Annotated in this window: 19 protein-coding genes; 10 read left to right on the top strand and 9 right to left on the bottom strand. The window is 36.8% G+C overall.

Annotated features, from left to right (window positions below):
* Nucleotides 1–50: 50 nt before the first annotated feature.
* The 4 genes from F903_RS07990 (at nucleotide 51) to F903_RS07975 (ending at nucleotide 2129) form a co-directional block, all read left to right on the top strand.
* Nucleotides 51–515, top strand: a complete 465-nt coding sequence (locus tag F903_RS07990) for a CinA family protein (protein WP_005196097.1) — start codon at nucleotides 51–53, stop codon at nucleotides 513–515.
* Nucleotides 516–757: 242 nt separating this feature from the next.
* On the top strand, nucleotides 758–943 hold the full coding sequence (locus tag F903_RS07985; protein WP_005196089.1) for a hypothetical protein: 186 nt from the start codon (nucleotides 758–760) through the stop codon (nucleotides 941–943).
* 94 nt (nucleotides 944–1037) lie between these two features.
* Nucleotides 1038–1358: a hypothetical protein gene (locus tag F903_RS07980; RefSeq protein ID WP_005196088.1), complete on the top strand. Its 321-nt coding sequence runs from the start codon at nucleotides 1038–1040 to the stop codon at nucleotides 1356–1358.
* A gap of 93 nt (nucleotides 1359–1451) precedes the next feature.
* Complete coding sequence (locus F903_RS07975; RefSeq protein ID WP_005196087.1) at nucleotides 1452–2129, top strand: DUF421 domain-containing protein; 678 nt, start codon at nucleotides 1452–1454, stop codon at nucleotides 2127–2129.
* A 6-nt stretch (nucleotides 2130–2135) separates the two neighbouring features.
* On the opposite strand, the gene F903_RS07970 is transcribed toward F903_RS07975, so the two are convergent.
* The 3 genes from F903_RS07970 to F903_RS16660 form a co-directional block, all read right to left on the bottom strand.
* Nucleotides 2136–2567, bottom strand: coding sequence for a hypothetical protein (locus F903_RS07970; RefSeq protein WP_005196086.1), 432 nt, complete (start codon nucleotides 2565–2567; stop codon nucleotides 2136–2138).
* A gap of 298 nt (nucleotides 2568–2865) precedes the next feature.
* On the bottom strand, nucleotides 2866–3144 hold the full coding sequence (locus tag F903_RS07965) for a hypothetical protein (protein WP_005196085.1): 279 nt from the start codon (nucleotides 3142–3144) through the stop codon (nucleotides 2866–2868).
* Between the two features lie 389 nt (nucleotides 3145–3533).
* Nucleotides 3534–3695: a hypothetical protein gene (locus F903_RS16660; protein ID WP_005196084.1), complete on the bottom strand. Its 162-nt coding sequence runs from the start codon at nucleotides 3693–3695 to the stop codon at nucleotides 3534–3536.
* A gap of 725 nt (nucleotides 3696–4420) precedes the next feature.
* Here F903_RS16660 and F903_RS07960 point away from each other — a divergent pair.
* The 6 genes from F903_RS07960 to F903_RS07935 all read left to right on the top strand — a co-directional run bounded on the left by F903_RS07960 (nucleotide 4421) and on the right by F903_RS07935 (nucleotide 10779).
* Nucleotides 4421–4891: a hypothetical protein gene (locus F903_RS07960; RefSeq protein WP_005196083.1), complete on the top strand. Its 471-nt coding sequence runs from the start codon at nucleotides 4421–4423 to the stop codon at nucleotides 4889–4891.
* 380 nt (nucleotides 4892–5271) lie between these two features.
* Complete coding sequence (mutS, locus tag F903_RS07955) at nucleotides 5272–7911, top strand: DNA mismatch repair protein MutS (RefSeq protein ID WP_005196082.1); 2640 nt, start codon at nucleotides 5272–5274, stop codon at nucleotides 7909–7911.
* Between the two features lie 124 nt (nucleotides 7912–8035).
* Nucleotides 8036–8602 (top strand): GNAT family N-acetyltransferase, encoded by a 567-nt coding sequence (locus tag F903_RS07950; protein WP_005196080.1) that lies wholly within the window; start codon nucleotides 8036–8038, stop codon nucleotides 8600–8602.
* Nucleotides 8603–8828: 226 nt separating this feature from the next.
* Nucleotides 8829–9158, top strand: a complete 330-nt coding sequence (fdxA, locus tag F903_RS07945; RefSeq protein WP_004668754.1) for a ferredoxin FdxA — start codon at nucleotides 8829–8831, stop codon at nucleotides 9156–9158.
* 124 nt (nucleotides 9159–9282) lie between these two features.
* Nucleotides 9283–9990, top strand: coding sequence for a D-Ala-D-Ala carboxypeptidase family metallohydrolase (locus tag F903_RS07940; protein ID WP_005196079.1), 708 nt, complete (start codon nucleotides 9283–9285; stop codon nucleotides 9988–9990).
* A 120-nt stretch (nucleotides 9991–10110) separates the two neighbouring features.
* Nucleotides 10111–10779 carry an O-methyltransferase gene (locus tag F903_RS07935; protein WP_034594968.1) on the top strand — a complete coding sequence of 223 codons (669 nt, stop codon included), beginning with the start codon at nucleotides 10111–10113 and terminating at the stop codon, nucleotides 10777–10779.
* Between the two features lie 119 nt (nucleotides 10780–10898).
* Here the strand turns inward: F903_RS07935 and F903_RS07930 are convergent, their stop codons facing one another.
* The 6 genes from F903_RS07930 to F903_RS07905 form a co-directional block, all read right to left on the bottom strand.
* Nucleotides 10899–11741 carry a universal stress protein gene (locus tag F903_RS07930; RefSeq protein WP_004668757.1) on the bottom strand — a complete coding sequence of 281 codons (843 nt, stop codon included), beginning with the start codon at nucleotides 11739–11741 and terminating at the stop codon, nucleotides 10899–10901.
* 116 nt (nucleotides 11742–11857) lie between these two features.
* The gene (locus tag F903_RS07925; protein ID WP_005196076.1) at nucleotides 11858–12472 is read right to left on the bottom strand and encodes an acyltransferase; all 615 of its coding nucleotides are present in this window, start codon (nucleotides 12470–12472) and stop codon (nucleotides 11858–11860) included.
* A gap of 253 nt (nucleotides 12473–12725) precedes the next feature.
* Nucleotides 12726–13310, bottom strand: coding sequence for an IMPACT family protein (locus tag F903_RS07920; protein WP_005196075.1), 585 nt, complete (start codon nucleotides 13308–13310; stop codon nucleotides 12726–12728).
* Between the two features lie 154 nt (nucleotides 13311–13464).
* The gene (locus tag F903_RS07915) at nucleotides 13465–14655 is read right to left on the bottom strand and encodes a beta-barrel domain-containing protein (RefSeq protein WP_005196074.1); all 1191 of its coding nucleotides are present in this window, start codon (nucleotides 14653–14655) and stop codon (nucleotides 13465–13467) included.
* Between the two features lie 20 nt (nucleotides 14656–14675).
* A complete protein-coding gene (locus F903_RS07910; RefSeq protein ID WP_005196067.1) occupies nucleotides 14676–16799 on the bottom strand; it encodes a type I secretion system permease/ATPase in 2124 nt (707 codons plus the stop codon).
* Nucleotides 16796–18331 carry a TolC family protein gene (locus tag F903_RS07905; RefSeq protein WP_005196066.1) on the bottom strand — a complete coding sequence of 512 codons (1536 nt, stop codon included), beginning with the start codon at nucleotides 18329–18331 and terminating at the stop codon, nucleotides 16796–16798. Before F903_RS07905 ends, F903_RS07910 begins: the two co-directional genes overlap by 4 nt.
* Between the last annotated feature and the right edge of the window lie 300 nt (nucleotides 18332–18631).

Genomic DNA, 18631 nt, shown 5'->3' with positions numbered 1-18631 from the left:
AAACTAAATACTCAATAATTTAATCAACCATTAAAAAAGGTGATCAAACAATGTTAAAGACAACATGTAAAATATTGGCGAAGAAAAAATTAACAATATTTTTCTTTGAGAGTGCTTCTGCTGGTTATTTGTCTTACCAGTTCTCACTCAACCCACTTTCTGGAAATATCTTAGTTGGTAGCTTGGTTTGCTATGATTTAAGTGTTAAAAAAGACTTACTTAAAGTTTCATCAAAATTAATTCAAAAGCATACCGCTGAATCAATGCAAGTAACTAAAGAAATGATTAAAAAAGGGAAGAAAAAAATTAAATCCGATATTTATGTTTCATGTACAGGATTATTGAAAAAAGGTGGATCTGAATCAAAGGAAAAACCTGTGGGGACATTCTTCTATTGTATTGATTATAAGAACAAGATTTATAGTTTTAGAACCGAATATAAAGGAAAACCAGAAATAAAGTTACAGAACCTTTTGATAGATATATGTAAAAAAATTGAAGAAATCATAAGCTGAGAATATAATTTTTTGATTTGTTTCATCCTGTAGTACAAACATGAAGTTATATTAAATAATGTTTTTGTTTCTAAGACTGTTATATCTACAAGTCTCTATTAATTAATTAGTTAATATAAAAAAACAATTACATTTAAATATAGTGAAACATGCTCGTCCACCTCAAAATAAAAAAATATGTTTTACTAAAACCATCTGATGTACTCAGATAATTTTATTATAGTTAAATGAGGTATACGATCATGAGTAATACAAATAATCAACCGAATGAAGAACGTAACAATCAGCAAAGAAAACAACCAAATGATGATAATCGCCAGCAACAACATCAGCAACAGCAACAAGACAAGCGCGATTCTCAACAACAAGGTTCAAACCAAAAAGACGCTAATCGTCAAGGATCGAATCAAAATAATCAACAAAAGTAATATTTGATTATTTTTGATCTGAAGTGATTTAGGAGAATAGTTAAATATTCTCCTAAATTTTATATTCATTCGATTAGTGATTCGGAGAATTCTAATGAAAGAAGTAGATATTACAAATCAACATCAGCAAAATCCACGTGTTACTATTGATCCAAATGATCATTGGCGTAATAGCTATGTCACCCGTCCCTATTATCAAGAACCTCAACTTGATACACCAGATTTAGATTATGACCGAGATTTTTCAAAAGCTTATGAGCTTGGTAGTCGAGCACGCTCTGAATATGACCGTGATACTCAATTCGAAGATGTCGAAGGTAGTTTAGAGAAATCATGGGAAGAGCTAAAAGCTGAATCTAGGCTAAAATGGGAACATGCTAAACAAGCGGTTAAAGATGCTTGGGATAAAATATAAATCTAACATGTTGTAAAAAATGAGCTTATTTTTTAATAAGCTCATTTTATTTATGTAATATAATAATATCTATAATAAAAATGGTAGTAAAAAATGGAAATACTAGACATCTTTATACATGATACAACATGGGATTTTATCCTAGAAATAATTATCCGTTGTTTTTTCATGTTTATTTTTATTCTCTTCTTCTTGAGACTATCTGGTAAACGAGGCATCCGACAACTCTCTATATTTGAACTAGCTATCATTTTAAGTCTCGGATCAGCGGCTGGTGATCCGATGTTTATGGATGACATACCGCTTATCCAAGCATTTATAGTCATGAGTACAATTATTATTCTTTATCGAGTAGTGACTTGGGCGATGATGAAAAACGAAAAAATTGAAATACTCTTAGAAGGAGAATCACTCTGTATTATTGAAGATGGCATGATGGTGATACACGATATAAAGAAAGGAAAGTATTCTCATGATGAGTTTTTTGCTGAGATGCGTCAGCAGAGTGTAGAACATTTAGGTCAAATAAAAGTTGCTGTTTTGGAAACAGATGGTTCCCTGAGTATTTTATTTTATACAGAGAAAGAAACCAAATGGGGCTTACCTTTGTTTCCAAAAGATTATAAAAAATCTGAATATTTGAGTCCAGAAACCTTCTACTCTTATATGAATTGTGGCGCAACGCAGCATTTACTGCATTTAGAACAGGAATGTCCACGTTGCCAAGCGAAGAGCTGGGCTAAGTCCTTATCTACACCCCATCTTCATTAATCCATTTTATGTTGTAGTTTCTTTATATTGAAAATATAAAACTATTGCATCTTCATCTGTTTTTGTTTTATCTACAATATTCCCTAAATCATCATAGCAATAGCTAGGTTGAATAACTTTATCCTTTATTGGTTGTTTTACTTTTTTAGTGGGAATCGTGACTTTTTCTACAAAACTCGCAAGCCACAATATATATTCATCTTTATTTTTACTCTTTGGTAAAATGCTTATATCAATATTAATAGGTGCATTTTGTGAGTTCATCAATAATTCTTCAAAATCTATATAATGATGAAGCATCTTAAAATTTGTATCTTTTACTGTATTTCTTAACTCAATCATCAAATTATTAAGATCCTCAACTGGATCATCAGAGAATCCTTTTGATACTTTTAAATTACTGTAAATTTTCTCTGCTAATTTTAAGTACTGAGGCATTTGTTAATTCCTTTATTTTATCCTTCAGGAATTTTCGCAAGAATTAAAGTAACCCATTGTTAATATTGTTTTAAGTTATGAAATAAAATTTAATAGAAAAAACATAAAAATCACATTAAATATGACATGTATCTCATTATATGATTTTTATGCAACCAAATTCACATTACATCATTTCGTAAATTTATTAAAATATCTTCAATTAAAATATCGATCTAAGAATAGAAATCTTAAGTTAATTGTGGTTAAAAACTTCATAGAAAATTCTTAACCACAACATCCTTAACATTCTTAATTTTTAATTAGAAGGAGTTCTACTTGATAAGTTCGTTTGAGTATTATCATTTGTTAAACCTGTCTCATCACTTTCGTTCATAACAGGAGCAGAACTACCATGTTGTAAATCATCATGCAACTGAGCCTCTCTAGAATGATCCATTTCTACTGGTTCCGCTTCTAAAGCATGGGGAGTCGTTGTCTCCTCTCGACTCATTGTATCAGCATCTTTATTTTTATCGCATCCAGCCAAACTGAATACAAAACATATCGTTAAACTTTTCAATAATAGATTATTCATCACTCTGTACCTCTATTTTGTTTTAGCTAATAGATAATAGGTTCTATACTTCCATCACAGTACTAATCAACTGACTATTTTTCCCTAGCCTGAGCTGATATATTCCTTTACTCCACCAATAAAAATTTTTCCAGTTTGTTTAATTTATCTTATTTTAGAGTCATTTTTATCATCGGCTATCACCTCCAATTTATACTAATAAAAAATAAAATTTCAGTTATTTCACAATATTTTTTGATACCAGCTTACGCTGGGCTCTAAAAAATTAGTCGTAGACTGCTTCTTTTGACTGTATATACCTTAAATGCTTATATTATTGATATAAGTATCACCACTAAGATCAAATTCATAAAAAAGAAGCTTGTTTAAGCTTCTTTTTTAATCTGAATTTATTTCATAAGTTTACTCAAAACTTTTTTACCTTTAACATCATCAGTTAAATCATGAGCATCACTTTTTTTATCATCAGACAATCTACTCTTATCCTTGTGAGATTTATAATAACAACCCAAAGCAACACCTGTACCTAATGTAATAATCGTTTTTAACATGCGATACCTCTTAAATGTATTTGAAGACCTATATTAGTAGCATTTTTATTGTAATCTTTAAGCCCTTATTTTATAGTTTTTCTTTAAAGAATGAAAACTTATGTAAAAAATATTATGTAGAATTATAAATAAACTTATAAATCAATCTTTTAAATTTATTTCAAAACATTGCTAAAACCTTAATTTAATATAGAAAAAATTTCACAAACAAGAACATCAAAAAAATTATTTATCTGTCTAACCTATTTATCAGATAAGCAATATGAGTGAGATTATAAAATGTATAAAATAAAATATTTTGAAGCTAAATCAATTCAAGATTTTGAAGACTCTATAAAAAAATGATTAAGATAAGAACGCTCCAACTATAATCACAAAGTAATTATTAAGAATATAAGTCATTGTCATGCCAACAATGCTTTAAATCCAATTTTTACTGCGCTGATAGTCTATAAATACGAATAGTTTATTTAAATTAAATACTTATCACATAAACGACATAGAAGTAAGAATATTTTCTTATAAAAATCTTACTATTCAATCACCTTTTTAAATAAACATAAAAATCAATACTATAAAAATTAAATCAGTATTAACTTAATATCTTTCCAGCATTATTGTTTCACAAAAGCATCATTACTCACACTAGCTACCATAACAAATACAATCAGTAACGAAAAAAACTTCATAATCTCTAAATAATATGGACTTGGCAGGAGCAAGAAATGCCACAATTTTTACGTATAGCTGAAAAAGTCTATAGAAACTTGCAAGAAAATAAAGCGGCTAACAATGATACCCTAGAAAATCTAAACACATTAATCATTGAAATTCGTAAAGAAATTAAAGGAACTAAATTAAAACTTCTTTACAACTTTATAGACTTTGAAGAATGTTTGAATAAGCCCAACCAAGATTGTAAGGTTCAGTTAGATATCAGTTTAATTCCTAAAATTAAAAATACAGATGAGTTCATTTTATGGTTGGCAGGTTTTATTCAAAGAATCACTACAGACGGGAAGAGAAAAGCACCTCCCCCACTTAGAAGTGATATTCCACCAGATTTCCAATTCAATTCGAGCAAAAAAGTAGAGAACCCCCTTTCAAACATCGCCGAATACTCAAAAAGTGTTGAACAAATAGATACTTATTTTAAATCGGAAGAATTCACGACTGTACTAAATAAAGATCAGTAATTCAATAAAATTGTAGAAGTGTGCCCTTGACCGTTCACACTTCTATTATTTGCTGAGTAAATTCAGCAACCGCCTGTACGGGGCGGTTTTCTTTTTTATATGATAAAAAATTACGATTTAATTAATAAGCTCTTTTTCGCTACTTATTTCGCCATCCATTTCAGGATTACTTTTTCTCAATCAGCTCAAATTTGTTAAGATGGCAAAGCTGAGAAAAGCTGAATACGTTCTCACACACTATTGACTCAATTTTGGCACAAATAAAAGTACACCCAAAGGTATACTTTTGTGTAGATTTACCTAGATTCGACTAGCAATTGGTTAGACAGCCAAATTTTTTAAGCATGAGATTTAGTGTTTATTTTTAAGGATTTTTATACATGAATAGCAATGAAATCATGGCTGATCTCTCTTCCCACACCCCGATGATGCAACAATACCTAAAAGTAAAAATGGAGCATCAACACGCCCTGCTGTTTTATCGTATGGGAGATTTTTACGAACTATTCTTTGAAGATGCTCGTCTTGCTGCCAAGCTGTTGGGTATTACACTAACCCATCGTGGTAAAGCCAGTGGTGAACCGATTCCTATGGCAGGTGTACCTTATCATGCAGCGGAAGGCTATCTTGCGCGTTTGGTTAAATCAGGTCGGACGGTTGCCATTTGTGAACAGGTCGGTGAGGTTACTGGAAAAGGTCCTGTGGATCGGCAAGTCGTTCGTATTCTAACACCGGGTACTTTAACCGATGATGCTTTACTTGGTAGCTATCAGTCCTCAAATCTTGTTGCGCTATGTATCCAACAAAATCAAGTTGGTTTCGCCTTGCTAGACCTCAGTGCAGGTATTTTTAAAGTTCAACAACAAGACTATAAACCCGAGCAACTTCCGATTGAACTGGCTCGTTTAATGCCAAGTGAAATTTTGATCGACGAAGATTTAGTTGATCAAGATATTATTGAGCAGATTAAAAAGAATATTGACTGCCCAATTACCAAACGACCAAACGTTGATTTCAATTTAAATAACGCGCAAAAAACCTTATGTGATCAATTCTCTGTCTCGACTTTATCGGGTTTTGGATTAGATCCAATTCCGCTAGCAAAGGCTGCCGCTGCGGCATTGATTCACTATGCCAAAGAAACACAAAAAACGGCGCTACCCCATATTCGCGCAATTCAAATCGAACAAAGCACCGATTTTATTGCACTCGACCCAATTACACGTCGTAATCTAGAAATTATTGAACCGTTATTTGACCATGGTACCTCCCTGTTTCAACTGGTGAATGACTGTCAAACAGCTATGGGCGGACGCTTACTCAGCCGAACCCTGATGCAACCCATTCGTGATACAGCCGTTTTAGATGCCCGCCTTGATGCTACAGAACAGCTGTTAAAGGGCTACCATGAAGCACCGCTGCGTTTAGTGCTAAAAGAAATTGGCGATATCGAACGCGTTCTAAGTCGCGTGGCCTTAGGCAGTGCCCGTCCTCGTGATTTAGTCCAACTACGTCATGCCTGTGCGCAAATTCCTTTTTTACGCCATGCATTAGCGCCTGTTCTACAAGCAAAACAATCTAAATTATTGACCCAACTTGATCATGAGCTTGGTGACTTTAAAAGCTTGTATCAGCAGTTAATGGCAGCGATTGTAGAAAATCCACCCGTACTCTTGCGTGATGGTAATGTAATTGCAGAAGGCTATGATGAGGAATTGGACGAACTGCGCAAGATCCGTGATCATGCAGGTCAATTCTTAATTGATTTAGAAATTAGAGAACGTCAACGTACTGGAATCAATACACTTAAAATCGGCTATAACCGTGTCAGTGGTTATTATATAGAACTCACTCGTGCTCAAGCAGAACAAGCACCAGCGGACTACATCCGTCGTCAAACCCTTAAAAATGCTGAACGTTATATCACCCCTGAACTGAAAAGCTTTGAAGACAAAGTACTTTCTAGTGAGTCTCGCGCATTAGCACGTGAAAAACTGTTATTTGAGTCATTGTTGGATGAATTACGCCAAAACATTGCACATTTACAAATGATGAGTGCTGCAATTGCATATATTGATGTACTTGCCAACTTTGCCCATCAAGCACGATTAAACAATTGGGCTCGGCCAGAATTCAGTCCTGAAACAGGGATTAAGATTCAAGCAGGTCGTCATCCTGTAGTAGAAGCTTTAAATAAAACACCGTTTACCCCAAATGATACATTTTTAGATGCACAGCACCGTATGGCGATCATTACTGGTCCAAACATGGGTGGTAAATCGACATTTATGCGTCAAACCGCACTGATTAGCCTTCTTGCCTATTGTGGAAGTTTCGTTCCCGCAAAATCTGCAAAACTTGGTCCAATTGATCGTATTTTTACCCGTATTGGTTCAGCCGATGATTTATCAACTGGAAAATCAACGTTTATGGTCGAGATGACCGAAACCTCACAGATTTTGCATCATGCCACCAACCAGTCCTTGGTGTTAATGGATGAGGTTGGTCGTGGAACCAGCACTTATGATGGCCTTTCTTTGGCTTGGGCATGTGTACTTGATTTGACTAAGCGTGTGAAATGTCTATGCCTTTTCGCCACCCACTATTTTGAGCTGACTGAACTTGGCAGTGAAACAGGTATCGATAACTATCACGTTACTGCACAGGAATTGAATGGTAATTTAATTTTATTACACAAAGTTCAGCATGGCCCCGCAAGTCAAAGTCACGGCTTACAAGTTGCAAAATTGGCGGGTATTCCAGCAAGTGTGATTAAAGAAGCGCAAAAGCGTTTGAAAATTCTTGAAAAGCAACAACATCACATCTTGCAAAAAACTGTGCAAACAGATTTATTCAGTTCAATTGATCCTCAAATTGAAACACAAGTGATTGAGAAAATTATTGAAGTGGAAGTCCATTCACCAGCTTTAGATTTGTTACAACGCATTGATGTAGATGATCTTACGCCTCGTCAAGCACTTGAACAACTCTATTCACTCAAAGCAGCACTGAGATCCTAAAGACATTTTCCCAGAACGAGTGACTGAGACTTGTTCTGGGGAAAAATTTGTGAAAAAGATAAACCGCATCGTTATATCATCCCCCCATCATCAGAATAAAATGAGTAATCAATCGAAGGGACAAATGCTGAATTTTGTGCTCAGAAAACTACAGATTTCAGAAATCGATTTAATCTGGCAACAGATCAGTCGTCGCGAATTAATCACTCAAATGTACGTGCAACACAAACAACATTTAGACATAGTCGATTGTTTTTATGATGTTGAGAATTGGGATGCCTTTCATCTAGATAATGATCCACCTTTATTAAAACAAATCCATCAACAAGGCGGATTATGTATCGGGGTATTTAACTCACATGATCAGTTAATTGGTGTTCAAGTCGTATCCAATCAACTTATTCCAGATTATCCTGAAGCAAAATTATTGCAATACTTTTATGTTGATGCAGATCACCAAGGTCAAGGCATTGGGGCACTGCTCATGCATTCCGCAATAGAGTCAGCACAACAATTGGGTGCTAAACAACTCTATATTTCAGCAACATCAAGTAAACGAACGGTAGACTTTTATCTCAAACATGGTGCCCAACTATTAGCGCAACCGGATCAACATCTATGGGGGTTAGAACCAGAAGATATTCACCTGATGTGTTCTATAGAGTCATTTATCAAAAACAACGCACAATGAAATCCAAAAGGGAAAGATAAAAACAACTGATTAAGACAAATACTTAACCGCACTATGTCTTTAAAAATCAACGAATCAATATAACATATTTATTTTTATCAATATGTTACCCTGTTTTTCATATGTATAAATAAACAATATCAATAAAAGCAATTGTTTGTTCCCCCCATTTTTGCCTACAATAGCCCATTCCAAACAAAAACCGTATTTTTAGGTAGCTGTCGCCATGACCTTTGTTGTCACTGAAAATTGTATTAAATGTAAATATCAAGATTGTGTTGAAGTTTGCCCTGTCGATTGTTTTTATGAAGGCCCGAACTTTCTTGTCATCAATCCAGATGAATGTATTGACTGTGCGCTTTGTGAACCTGAGTGCCCAGCAAATGCGATTTTCTCTGAAGATGAACTACCTGAAGGTCAAGAAATCTTTATTGAGCTCAATACTGAATTATCTGAAAAATGGGCAGGTAACAATATCACTCAAATTGGTGAACAACCTGCAGATCGTGAAGAATGGAATGGAAAACCAAATAAGCTGCAATATTTAGAAAAGTAATTGAAAAGGCCAGTTTTACTGGTCTTTTTTAATACTTGAATCACACATTTCTTTGCAATTGTCCCATTATACCTGCGTTATTTTGCATTAAAATAACGTGTCTATAAATTATGAACTGCCTTTTATGTTGCGAAATAAATTACAGGGTTTTTTATCATTTTTTATCATCCCTGTGATGATGGTCGGCTGTGTCAGTTCAAAGACAGAAGTAAGCAAAGGTAAACGAATCCATATTCCTCAGGAAAAAGTAACGGTTACTCGACCAACACCAGATAAAGTAGAGCCAGCATCCTATCGTCGCTGGTTAGCACAAGGTGAAAACTATGCCCGTGTTCGCGAATATGAACAGTTTTTAACACGTAATCAAGTCGCTCACATTATCCCAAGTTTTGAATTATTAAGAACCGCAAGAGATTGGCAGAAATGTGGCCGCAATGAGTATGCTGTACCAAACCGTGAATTGTGGGGCAACTCACTTTCAACTTTACGTGTATTTAAATATCTTATTTCTGCAAAAATTTTAACCGATTTTGAAGTGACCTCTGTCTATCGTGATTTACCTTTAAACGAATGTGCTGGCGGTGCAAGTTCATCTAAACATTTATTTAACTCTGCCATCGATTTTCGCATTGGTCCTGAATATCCTCAGCCGCAGGATTATGCATTTATTGAACAATCCAAATTTAAATTATGTCAGTTTTGGATTCAGCATGGTCAAAGCTTAAATCTAGGTATTGGTCTATATCGCTCAGGTCAGATTCATATTGATACTCAGGGTTATCGCACTTGGGGCCCAGACCTAACACGTAACAGCTCAATGTGTAACTTTTAGAATAAAAGATCACTTTCAGTAAAGAGATCTAAATGATCTCTTTTTTTATTCAGTAATCAAATTGCACTCTGAGCATAAATGTTTAAAATACTGCAAACAGATTCAAAGGTAAGCCTGATTATGCAACAGATGTGGACCGACATTGATGATTATATCAATGCACATTTAATCCCCTCAGATCCTAAACTTCAACATGCATTAGACAATACCGATACGCAAGGTCTTTCTAATCATTTGGCTGTTGCACCGAATCAAGGTATGTTCCTGCAAATGTTGATTCAAATGAATCAATGTAAACGTGTATTGGAACTTGGAACTTTTGCCGCTTATAGTACCATTTGGCTAGCACAAGCATTACCAGCCGATGGTTACCTGCTCACGGTTGAAGGACGAGATAGCCATGCTGCCATCGCCCAAGAAAATATTGATTATGCCGATATGCCTACCCATATTGAACTTAAAAAAGGACGCGGCGCAGATATCATGAATCAACTCATTGCAGAATCCAGTGAGGCATTTGATTTGATTTTTATTGATGCAGACAAACAAAGTTATCCTGAATACTTGGAACTCAGCTTGAAGCTATCTCATTCAGGAACGATTATTGTATTGGATAATGTGATTCGTTCAGGCGCGATATTGGATGAAAATAATAAAAAACCAAGTATCGAAGGCATTCGTGAGACCTTCACCGCACTGAAAAATCACCCGAAGCTTTTATCTTGTACAGCACTACAAACAGTGGGTTCAAAAGGACATGATGGCTTCGCAATAGCGATTGTAAAGTAAAGATCAAAAAACGAACTGATTTTTTTAATTACTAAATATCAAACACATACAAATATACAAAGTGCTTTTCCATATAGTTATCCACAGTATTTGCGGATAACTATATGGAATAAAATGAATTACTTAGCCACCAATAACGGTACATTTGCATTTCTAAATATAGAGGTTGTAATGCTGCCTAAGAAAAATTGATGAATTTTACTATGGCTAAAAGCACCTAAAACAATTAACTGCACATTATGTTCTCTTTGATATTCCAAAATATTCTGAGCCACATCACCATAACGATAAACAGGCATTACATCTAAGCCAGCATCCGTTAAATACTTTGCAGGCTCAGTTAACATTTCGGGATGATCACCGACATAAAGCAGATGGCATTGTAGCTTTTTCAACAAATCACTTTGAGCGATCCGCTGCAACATTTTCTGACAGGTTGGTGAATACTCGTATGCAAAAATAAAACGTCTAGGTGGTTCAAAATGCTCTCCAACCGTTATTACGGTACAATTTGCACCACGTATGAAGTTCTCAACATTACTACCAATTGGTTTATTTTTCTCTGCGGCACGCTCGCCAACACGCCCAATAATCACCACGTCATTTTCATGCAGAAGATTAAAACTTTGTTCAAGAAAATCGCCTTTTTCTTGAATTTTGCTGCTGGTTAAACCGTATTGTTTCTCGATTAACTCTGAAATATGATTGAGCAGGTTATTACTATAATCGAGTGCTAACTCACTTTGCTTTTGCTCTAACTCAGCAAGCTCTTTGAGCAACATGGCATTACTCTCAAAGCCAATCACACCGCTGATTTCACCTAAATGATAGCTTGCAGGATAATAGTCCAAGATTTGCAACAGCACTAATTCTCTTTGCGTTTGTTTCGCAACCCAAACTGCAGCCTCAGCCACAGCATCAATACAAGGTGAAGAATCAATACATGCAATTACGCGATTCATGTTGGCCTCTCTTTAGGTTTGACACCTTAGGTCTTCTACTTATTTTTAACTTAACACAGATAAAAGCAGGATAGGTTAAATTTATGTATAGAATCTCATACGCTTTTTAATGCTTTTCATTCAGTTCTATAACGAATCAATTTTGCTGGATTCCCTGCCACAATGGCATAATCTTCAATATCTTTGGTCACCATACTATTCATCCCAATCACAGCATGGTTTCCGATTTTGACCCCATCTTTGATCCCGACATGCGCTCCTAACCAAACATCTTTGCCGATCTCAATACCCTTTGATGTCACGGGTTGCTGATAGATGGGACGGTCCAATGCCATCCCATGATCAAAAGCATATAAATGGCTATAAGCCGCTATTCTAACTTGATCGTGTAGTTGAATCCCTGCTCGCCCACCATCCAAAATACAGTGATGATTTATTGCAACCTCATTGCCAATAACTAAAGGACCATGCAAGGTACAATCAGCGGCAATGAAAGTATTATCACCAATGGTAATTTTGCGTCCAGGCTCAGCAAAAATATGTGCCAATGGTGAAATAAAACAATTCTGACCAATCTCAACTGTTTCCATTTCCATCAAATACGCTTGATATTCAGCTTGCCATGCGTCAGCCCATTCACGTTGTTTAGGCTTGAGCGACCAATATAACCACGGCATATAATTGAGACGATGTTTATGCTGCTCTCTATATTTTAATAAAGGATCATTCATCAAGTTCTTGCCTCCCTACAACTTTCAATTGCTCACGCCCTGAGAGCGAGGAACACCGTTCCACAAGCTCGCAAGAGAGGGCTTGTAAATTCTAATCTTCAACATGTAGATGCTCACGCCCTGAGAGCGAGGAACACAGTTCCGTAAGCTCGCAAGAGAGGGCTTATAAATTCTAATCTTCAACATGCAAATGCTCACGCCCTGAGAGCGAGGAACACCGTTCCGCAAGCTCGCAAGAGAGGGCTTATAAATTCTAATCTTCAACATGCAAATGCTCACGCCCTCTAGTAACATCTTGAAGTTTTTGTCTTAAAGGTTCAATTTGATGAATTTGTAGCCGTGCCTCAATGAAAACACCATTTTCGCTATAACTTTCTTGGTATTCGATGTGTTGCTGCATAAGCTCATATTGAATAATTGCCCATTCATTAAATAGGCAACTCAATTGAATCTGTTTTTTCTCAATCAGCTCAATTTTTTCAGCCAATAGCAAACATTGTCCAGCGCAACCACCATAAGCACGAACTAACCCCCCCGTACCAAGCTTAATACCACCATACCAACGATTGACCAATACAATCACATTGGTCAAATCATTTCCTTCGATGGTTGCTAAAATCGGACGTCCTGCGGTGCCAGAAGGTTCACCATCATCATTAAATCGAACATGATGTCCAATCTTCCATGCCCAACATTGATGTGTCGTCGATGGATCTTTCACTTCTTCTAAAAAGTTTTTGACCTGCTGCTCATTTTCAACAATCGCTGCAATCGCTTGGAAACGACTTTTTTTAATTTCTTCTTCAAAAGTTACCGAATTGGCAATGGTGAATGGCATAAAACATAAATACAAACTTTAAAAAATGATTATAGCAATTTTCTGGCGCGATGTAGGGCGCTATGATAGGGTCTGTTGACATTCCATTATAAAAAATGGGTGTGATGACTGATTATCACCACACCCGACGATAAAGGTTTCAAATCAGCAGAAACTATCGTTCACGTAATGCTTCTTTGGCTTTATTAAATGGTTTAAGCAAATAATCCATAATGGTTTTTTGTCCAGTCCGAATATCTACAGTAGCCACCATACCAGGGGTAATATCGAATGCGGTACCCGCTTTGTTATAAAGTCGATCTGAATCTGTCCGAATATAAACACGATAATAAAACTGATCTTGCTTCACTTCATCACGAATGGTATCTGGTGAAATCGTGGTAACTTTACCTTCTAGCCCACCATACACTGCATAATCATAAGCCGTAATTTTTACCAAAGCTTCTTGATTTGGATGAATAAAGGCAATATCACGTGGCGAAATACGTGCTTCAATTAATAATTTATCCTCTAATGGCACAATCGTCATCAACTTACCATTTTGAGGAATGACACCACCTTCAGTCGTGACATCAATCTCTTTCACTACACCACGCACAGGCGCTCTAAATACAGCACGTTGTAAGCTATCACTTCTTCCTTTGACCACTTGTAGTTGGGTTTGAATATCGGTATTGGCTTTTGATAACTCCTCACGTGCTTTTACATAATATTGATTACGAATATCATTGATTCTATTTTGTAAATCATTTGCTTCACGCTTTAAACGCAACACTTCAACTTCACTGGCCGCACCTTTTGCAACCAACGGCTCAGTCATAGCCAATTCTTGTTGCACCAATTTAAGTGCTTGTTGATTACCTGAAATAGCCTCCTCTAAATTCATGCGACGTGAATAATAAAGTGCTGTTTCTTCTTTTATGAGTTTAGGTTCTTTTAAAACTTCTTCTGGAAAAACCAAAGCAGTATTACTGACTTCGGCACGTAAACGCGCTGCTGTCGCTTGTGCAGAACTCAATAAAGATTGTGACTCTCCCACATTTGAAGCAAGACGTGTCGGATCTAACTGCGCTAGTATTTGTCCTTTTTCAACGATATCGCCTTCTCTAACAGCGAGTTTAGTTAAAATCCCCCCTTCAAGTGATTGAATGGTTTGCTCTTTTGAAGAAGGAACAACTTTACCCGTACCTGTCGATACTTCTTCTAAACTAAATGCCCATGCCCACACGAGCAATATCACTAAACCAATCCCAATTAACCATACAATAACCGATGAACCAGGTAACTTCGGTTCCTTGTAACTCACATTCATGGGACGACTGCTGGTTTGTTCTTGCTCACTCATGAATTATCCTCTTTATTTTATTAAACTATTTTTTGTTTTGCCGATGATTGCTGCAAGACTTTATCAGCAGGTCCATCCATGACAATTTTGCCATCATTCATCACAATAATACGATCAACCAATTCCAACACCGCTCGGCGATGTGTCGCGACGATTAAAGTACGATAGCCCAGCCACCCCTTTAAATGATCTATCAATTGTTTTTCTGCGACATCATCAATCGCTGCAGTCGGTTCATCGAGTAGCAAAATATTCGGCTCACGGACTAATAATCTTGCGAGCAACAATGCTTGTCTTTGCCCACCAGAAAAGCCCACGCCCCCCTCTAAAACCAGATGATCCAAACCTTCTTTCTTTTCTTGAACGAAACTCAATGCACCTGTTACTTTTAAAGCTTTTAAAAGATCTTCATCGCGTGCCAACGGCGCACCTAAAGTTAAGTTTTCACGAATGGTTCCATAGAAAAGATAGGCGTTCTGGTTGAGTAAACCCATATCACGACGGACATCAGCAGGGTCAATCAAACTCATATCCAAATCATCTAAGTGTACCGAACCTGAATTTGGAGTCTGCATTGCAGAGAGAATTTGCAATAACGTTGATTTACCAGCGCCATTTCGACCGAGAATAGCAATTCGCTCACCCGCCCGAATCTTTAATTTTGGAATCGCCAAGCTTGGTCGAGGATCATCTTCACCATACTGGAATACCACATTTTTCAGCTCATAATCACCATGTAATACTTCTTTATGTACCAAATGTGCATGATCAGCTTGATCAACTGGGCGCTGCATCAATTCATCTAAACTTTGCTTTGCCACTTTGGCTTGTTGAAAACGACCAAGAATACCTGTGATCTGTGATATTGGTGCCAACATCCGTGATGATAAAATTGAACAAGCAACCAGCGCACCTGTGGTCATTTCACCTTCCATCACAGCAAAACACCCAACCAGTACTACAATGGCATAAGTAAGCCCTTGTAGCTTCTGCGTCCAAGCTGTCAGTACACCAACAATTTTACGTTGTTGCATACTGATATCAGCAGAAATCTCATTCATATGATTCCACTGATTTTGGAAACGAGACTCTGCACGTAATAGTTTAATATCTTCAATCCCTTGTACAGCCTCAACCAAAATTGCATTACGAATTGAGGATTCACGCATACCTTCTTGTGCAAGTTTAGCTAGCTTCTTTTGTACCAAGATTGCAGGCAAAATCATTAGCGGTACGATCAACAACATGACCCAAAATAAGTTTCCGCCAATAATTGCAAAGATAAACAAGAATAAAAAGAAGAAAGGAAGATCCGCAATCGCACCCATCGTGGTTGAAGTGACAAGTTCTCGCACCCCTTCCAATTCACGAATCTGAGATATGAAGGTTCCCGTTGACTTCGAGCGCTCGCTATTTTTGATTCTTAATGCATGACCAAACACCCGATCAGAAATACGTAGATCTGCACGCTTCCCAATAATATCAGAGATATAAACACGCGAAATACGCAGAACAAACTCAAAGATTGCTGCAATCAGTACACCACCAGCAAGCACCCAAAGTGTAGGTATCGACTGTGAAGGAACAACACGGTCATAGACTTGCATTGAGAAAACGATGGTCGCCAATGCCAAAACATTTGCAATCAAAGATGCAAACATAATATCGATATAACGCTTCCAATCACTTAAAACGATTGACCAAAACCAGCTTGGCTTATAGGGCTTAATATACTCATCAATACGTGCATCAGGAACGGACTGCTCAGGGCGTAAAATATACACACTTTTTACAATATGTTTTAAAGCGCCTACTGCGAACTTTTGTGATAAACCTTGATCACCACTGAGTTGAATACTGACATGCCCAGAGCCATCTGCTTTATCAATGACCCCCACTTGGCCATCGGCAAGTTCGACTAATATCGGTAAGCGCCACGGGTTAATGACATCATTGCTGAATTTTACTCTGCGTAAAGTGAGCCCAATTTGCCGACTGATCAACGTCAAAACCTCATCAAGATTCTGATTTTGATTCCAGTCTAACTGTAAGCGGACACGCTCTTCCGAAGGCTCAATCCGATAATGCTTGGCAATGGTTAATATTGCCTGTAGCCAAGGTTGGTAATCTATTTTTGTCATCATTGTTGCACCTCAAACCCTTGAATTTTTATATTATTCAGGTCATAGGCTTGGCGAGAACGGCCTGTGGCTGCAATATATTGAGCGATACTACTGTAAATATCATAACGTGCTATTTCGACTTCTGTGTTTGCACTATGAATGGCTTGTTCTGCATTAAGTAAATCGACCAGCGTACGAGTTCCCAATTTATATTGTTCCTGATAAAGCTCACGTGTCCGTACAGTGGTTGCTTGTTGTCCTGCTAACACTTGCATTTGACGTTGCTTATTTTCAATTTGCTCTCGACTGGTTCTGATCTGATCCAGCACATTTAAGTAAACTGTATTTACCTGTGCTTTTGCCGCTTCTTCAGCAAAACTAGCGGCTCTAATTCTCGAAGATGTCGCACCGCCTTGATAAAATTGGCTACTTGCTTCCAACATAATCGCGCTATCAAAGCCACCATTTTTATCATTGTTTGGATTGCGCCCATGTAATGCTTGGCTTAACTCACCTTTTACAGCCAATGTTGGATAATTACTGACTTTGGTTTGTATTTTCTGACTACGCGCAACCTCAATTCCAGCCTGCGCTGCAATCATTTGCGGAATGGTATTAAATTGTGGCTCTACATATAAATCAGATTGTTTAATAAAATCATCTGTAATCGCCCATTGAACATTACGCGCATCAAAACCTAATAATGTATAAAGATGTTGTTGAAACTGACTGAGTAATGATTGTTGTGCAATCAACGCTGATTGAGCTGATTGCAAATATGATTGTGCTTGGACAGGATCTGCCTGACTACTAATCCCTGCATTTGCTCTTAAGTTCGCCATTTCCTGAATACGTTTAACCCCAGCAATCCGCTGATTGGCAATTCTTATGAGCTTTTGATAACGCTGAATATTAATAATCGTTTGTGTTACATCCAGCGAGATATCATCAATTTTAACTAAAACATTCGCTTGTTCTATCACTAATTTTGCTTGTTCGGTGGTAACGCCAGACTTCACCTTCCCAAAGTCATACAGCATTTGAGAAGCATTTAAAGCTAATACTTGTCGACCTCGCTCCCCCTTTCTCGTCAAATCACCTGTATTCACGCCCCCTGAAATTTGTGGATAAAACCCTGCTTTCGCTACATCTATATTGGCATTCTGTGCGGCTAAAGTTGCTAGGGTTTGTGAAATTTCAGGATTGCGCTGAACTGCAATTTGTATGGCATCTTTTAAAGTTTTGTTTTGGTTCTCCCATAATGCAGTAGGAACAACATCCATTGGACGACCAGATCCAACGACAGGTAATTCAGTAGGCGATGAATGAGGTGAAAAATTGCTCAACTTCTGCATACTTGCAGTTTTAAACTCATCATTACTTTTAGGCGTAAATAGCTGAGACAAATTATTCTTGAGAGAATGATACTGTTCGCTTGGCGTTGAGGCATGTGTAACGGGTACAGATAAAGTTGCTATACAAAATAGCCACTTTAGATCTATACATGTTTTACGTGATCCTTCATCTATATCTATATCTTTATTAATGCTCATATTCTTGTCATGTAATTATCGTTCAAAGCGTCTTCATTCTACTCTTATTTTTGTAGAAAACACCACGTTTCAAATGCCAATTTCTCGACGGATAAGTGTTTGTTTTTTGTAAATTAGTTCACACTTTTCTTATCATGCAACGGGGATGGTACATGCACCATCCAATCCAAAAACTTATATTTATTAATGAAATAGGGAGAAAAACACCAGATCACAGTCAAATTCAAATTTCTCGTAACATGATGATTGCTACTGGCATAAAAAAAGAACCCTGAAGGTTCTTTTTCAAAGCTCAAATCT

Origin of the sequence: Acinetobacter sp. NIPH 298 (assembly GCF_000369505.1) — a bacterium.
Lineage (GTDB): Bacteria > Pseudomonadota > Gammaproteobacteria > Pseudomonadales > Moraxellaceae > Acinetobacter.
The sequence above is the reverse complement of the archived record's forward strand: the minus strand, read 5'-3'. Positions and strand labels throughout refer to the sequence as shown.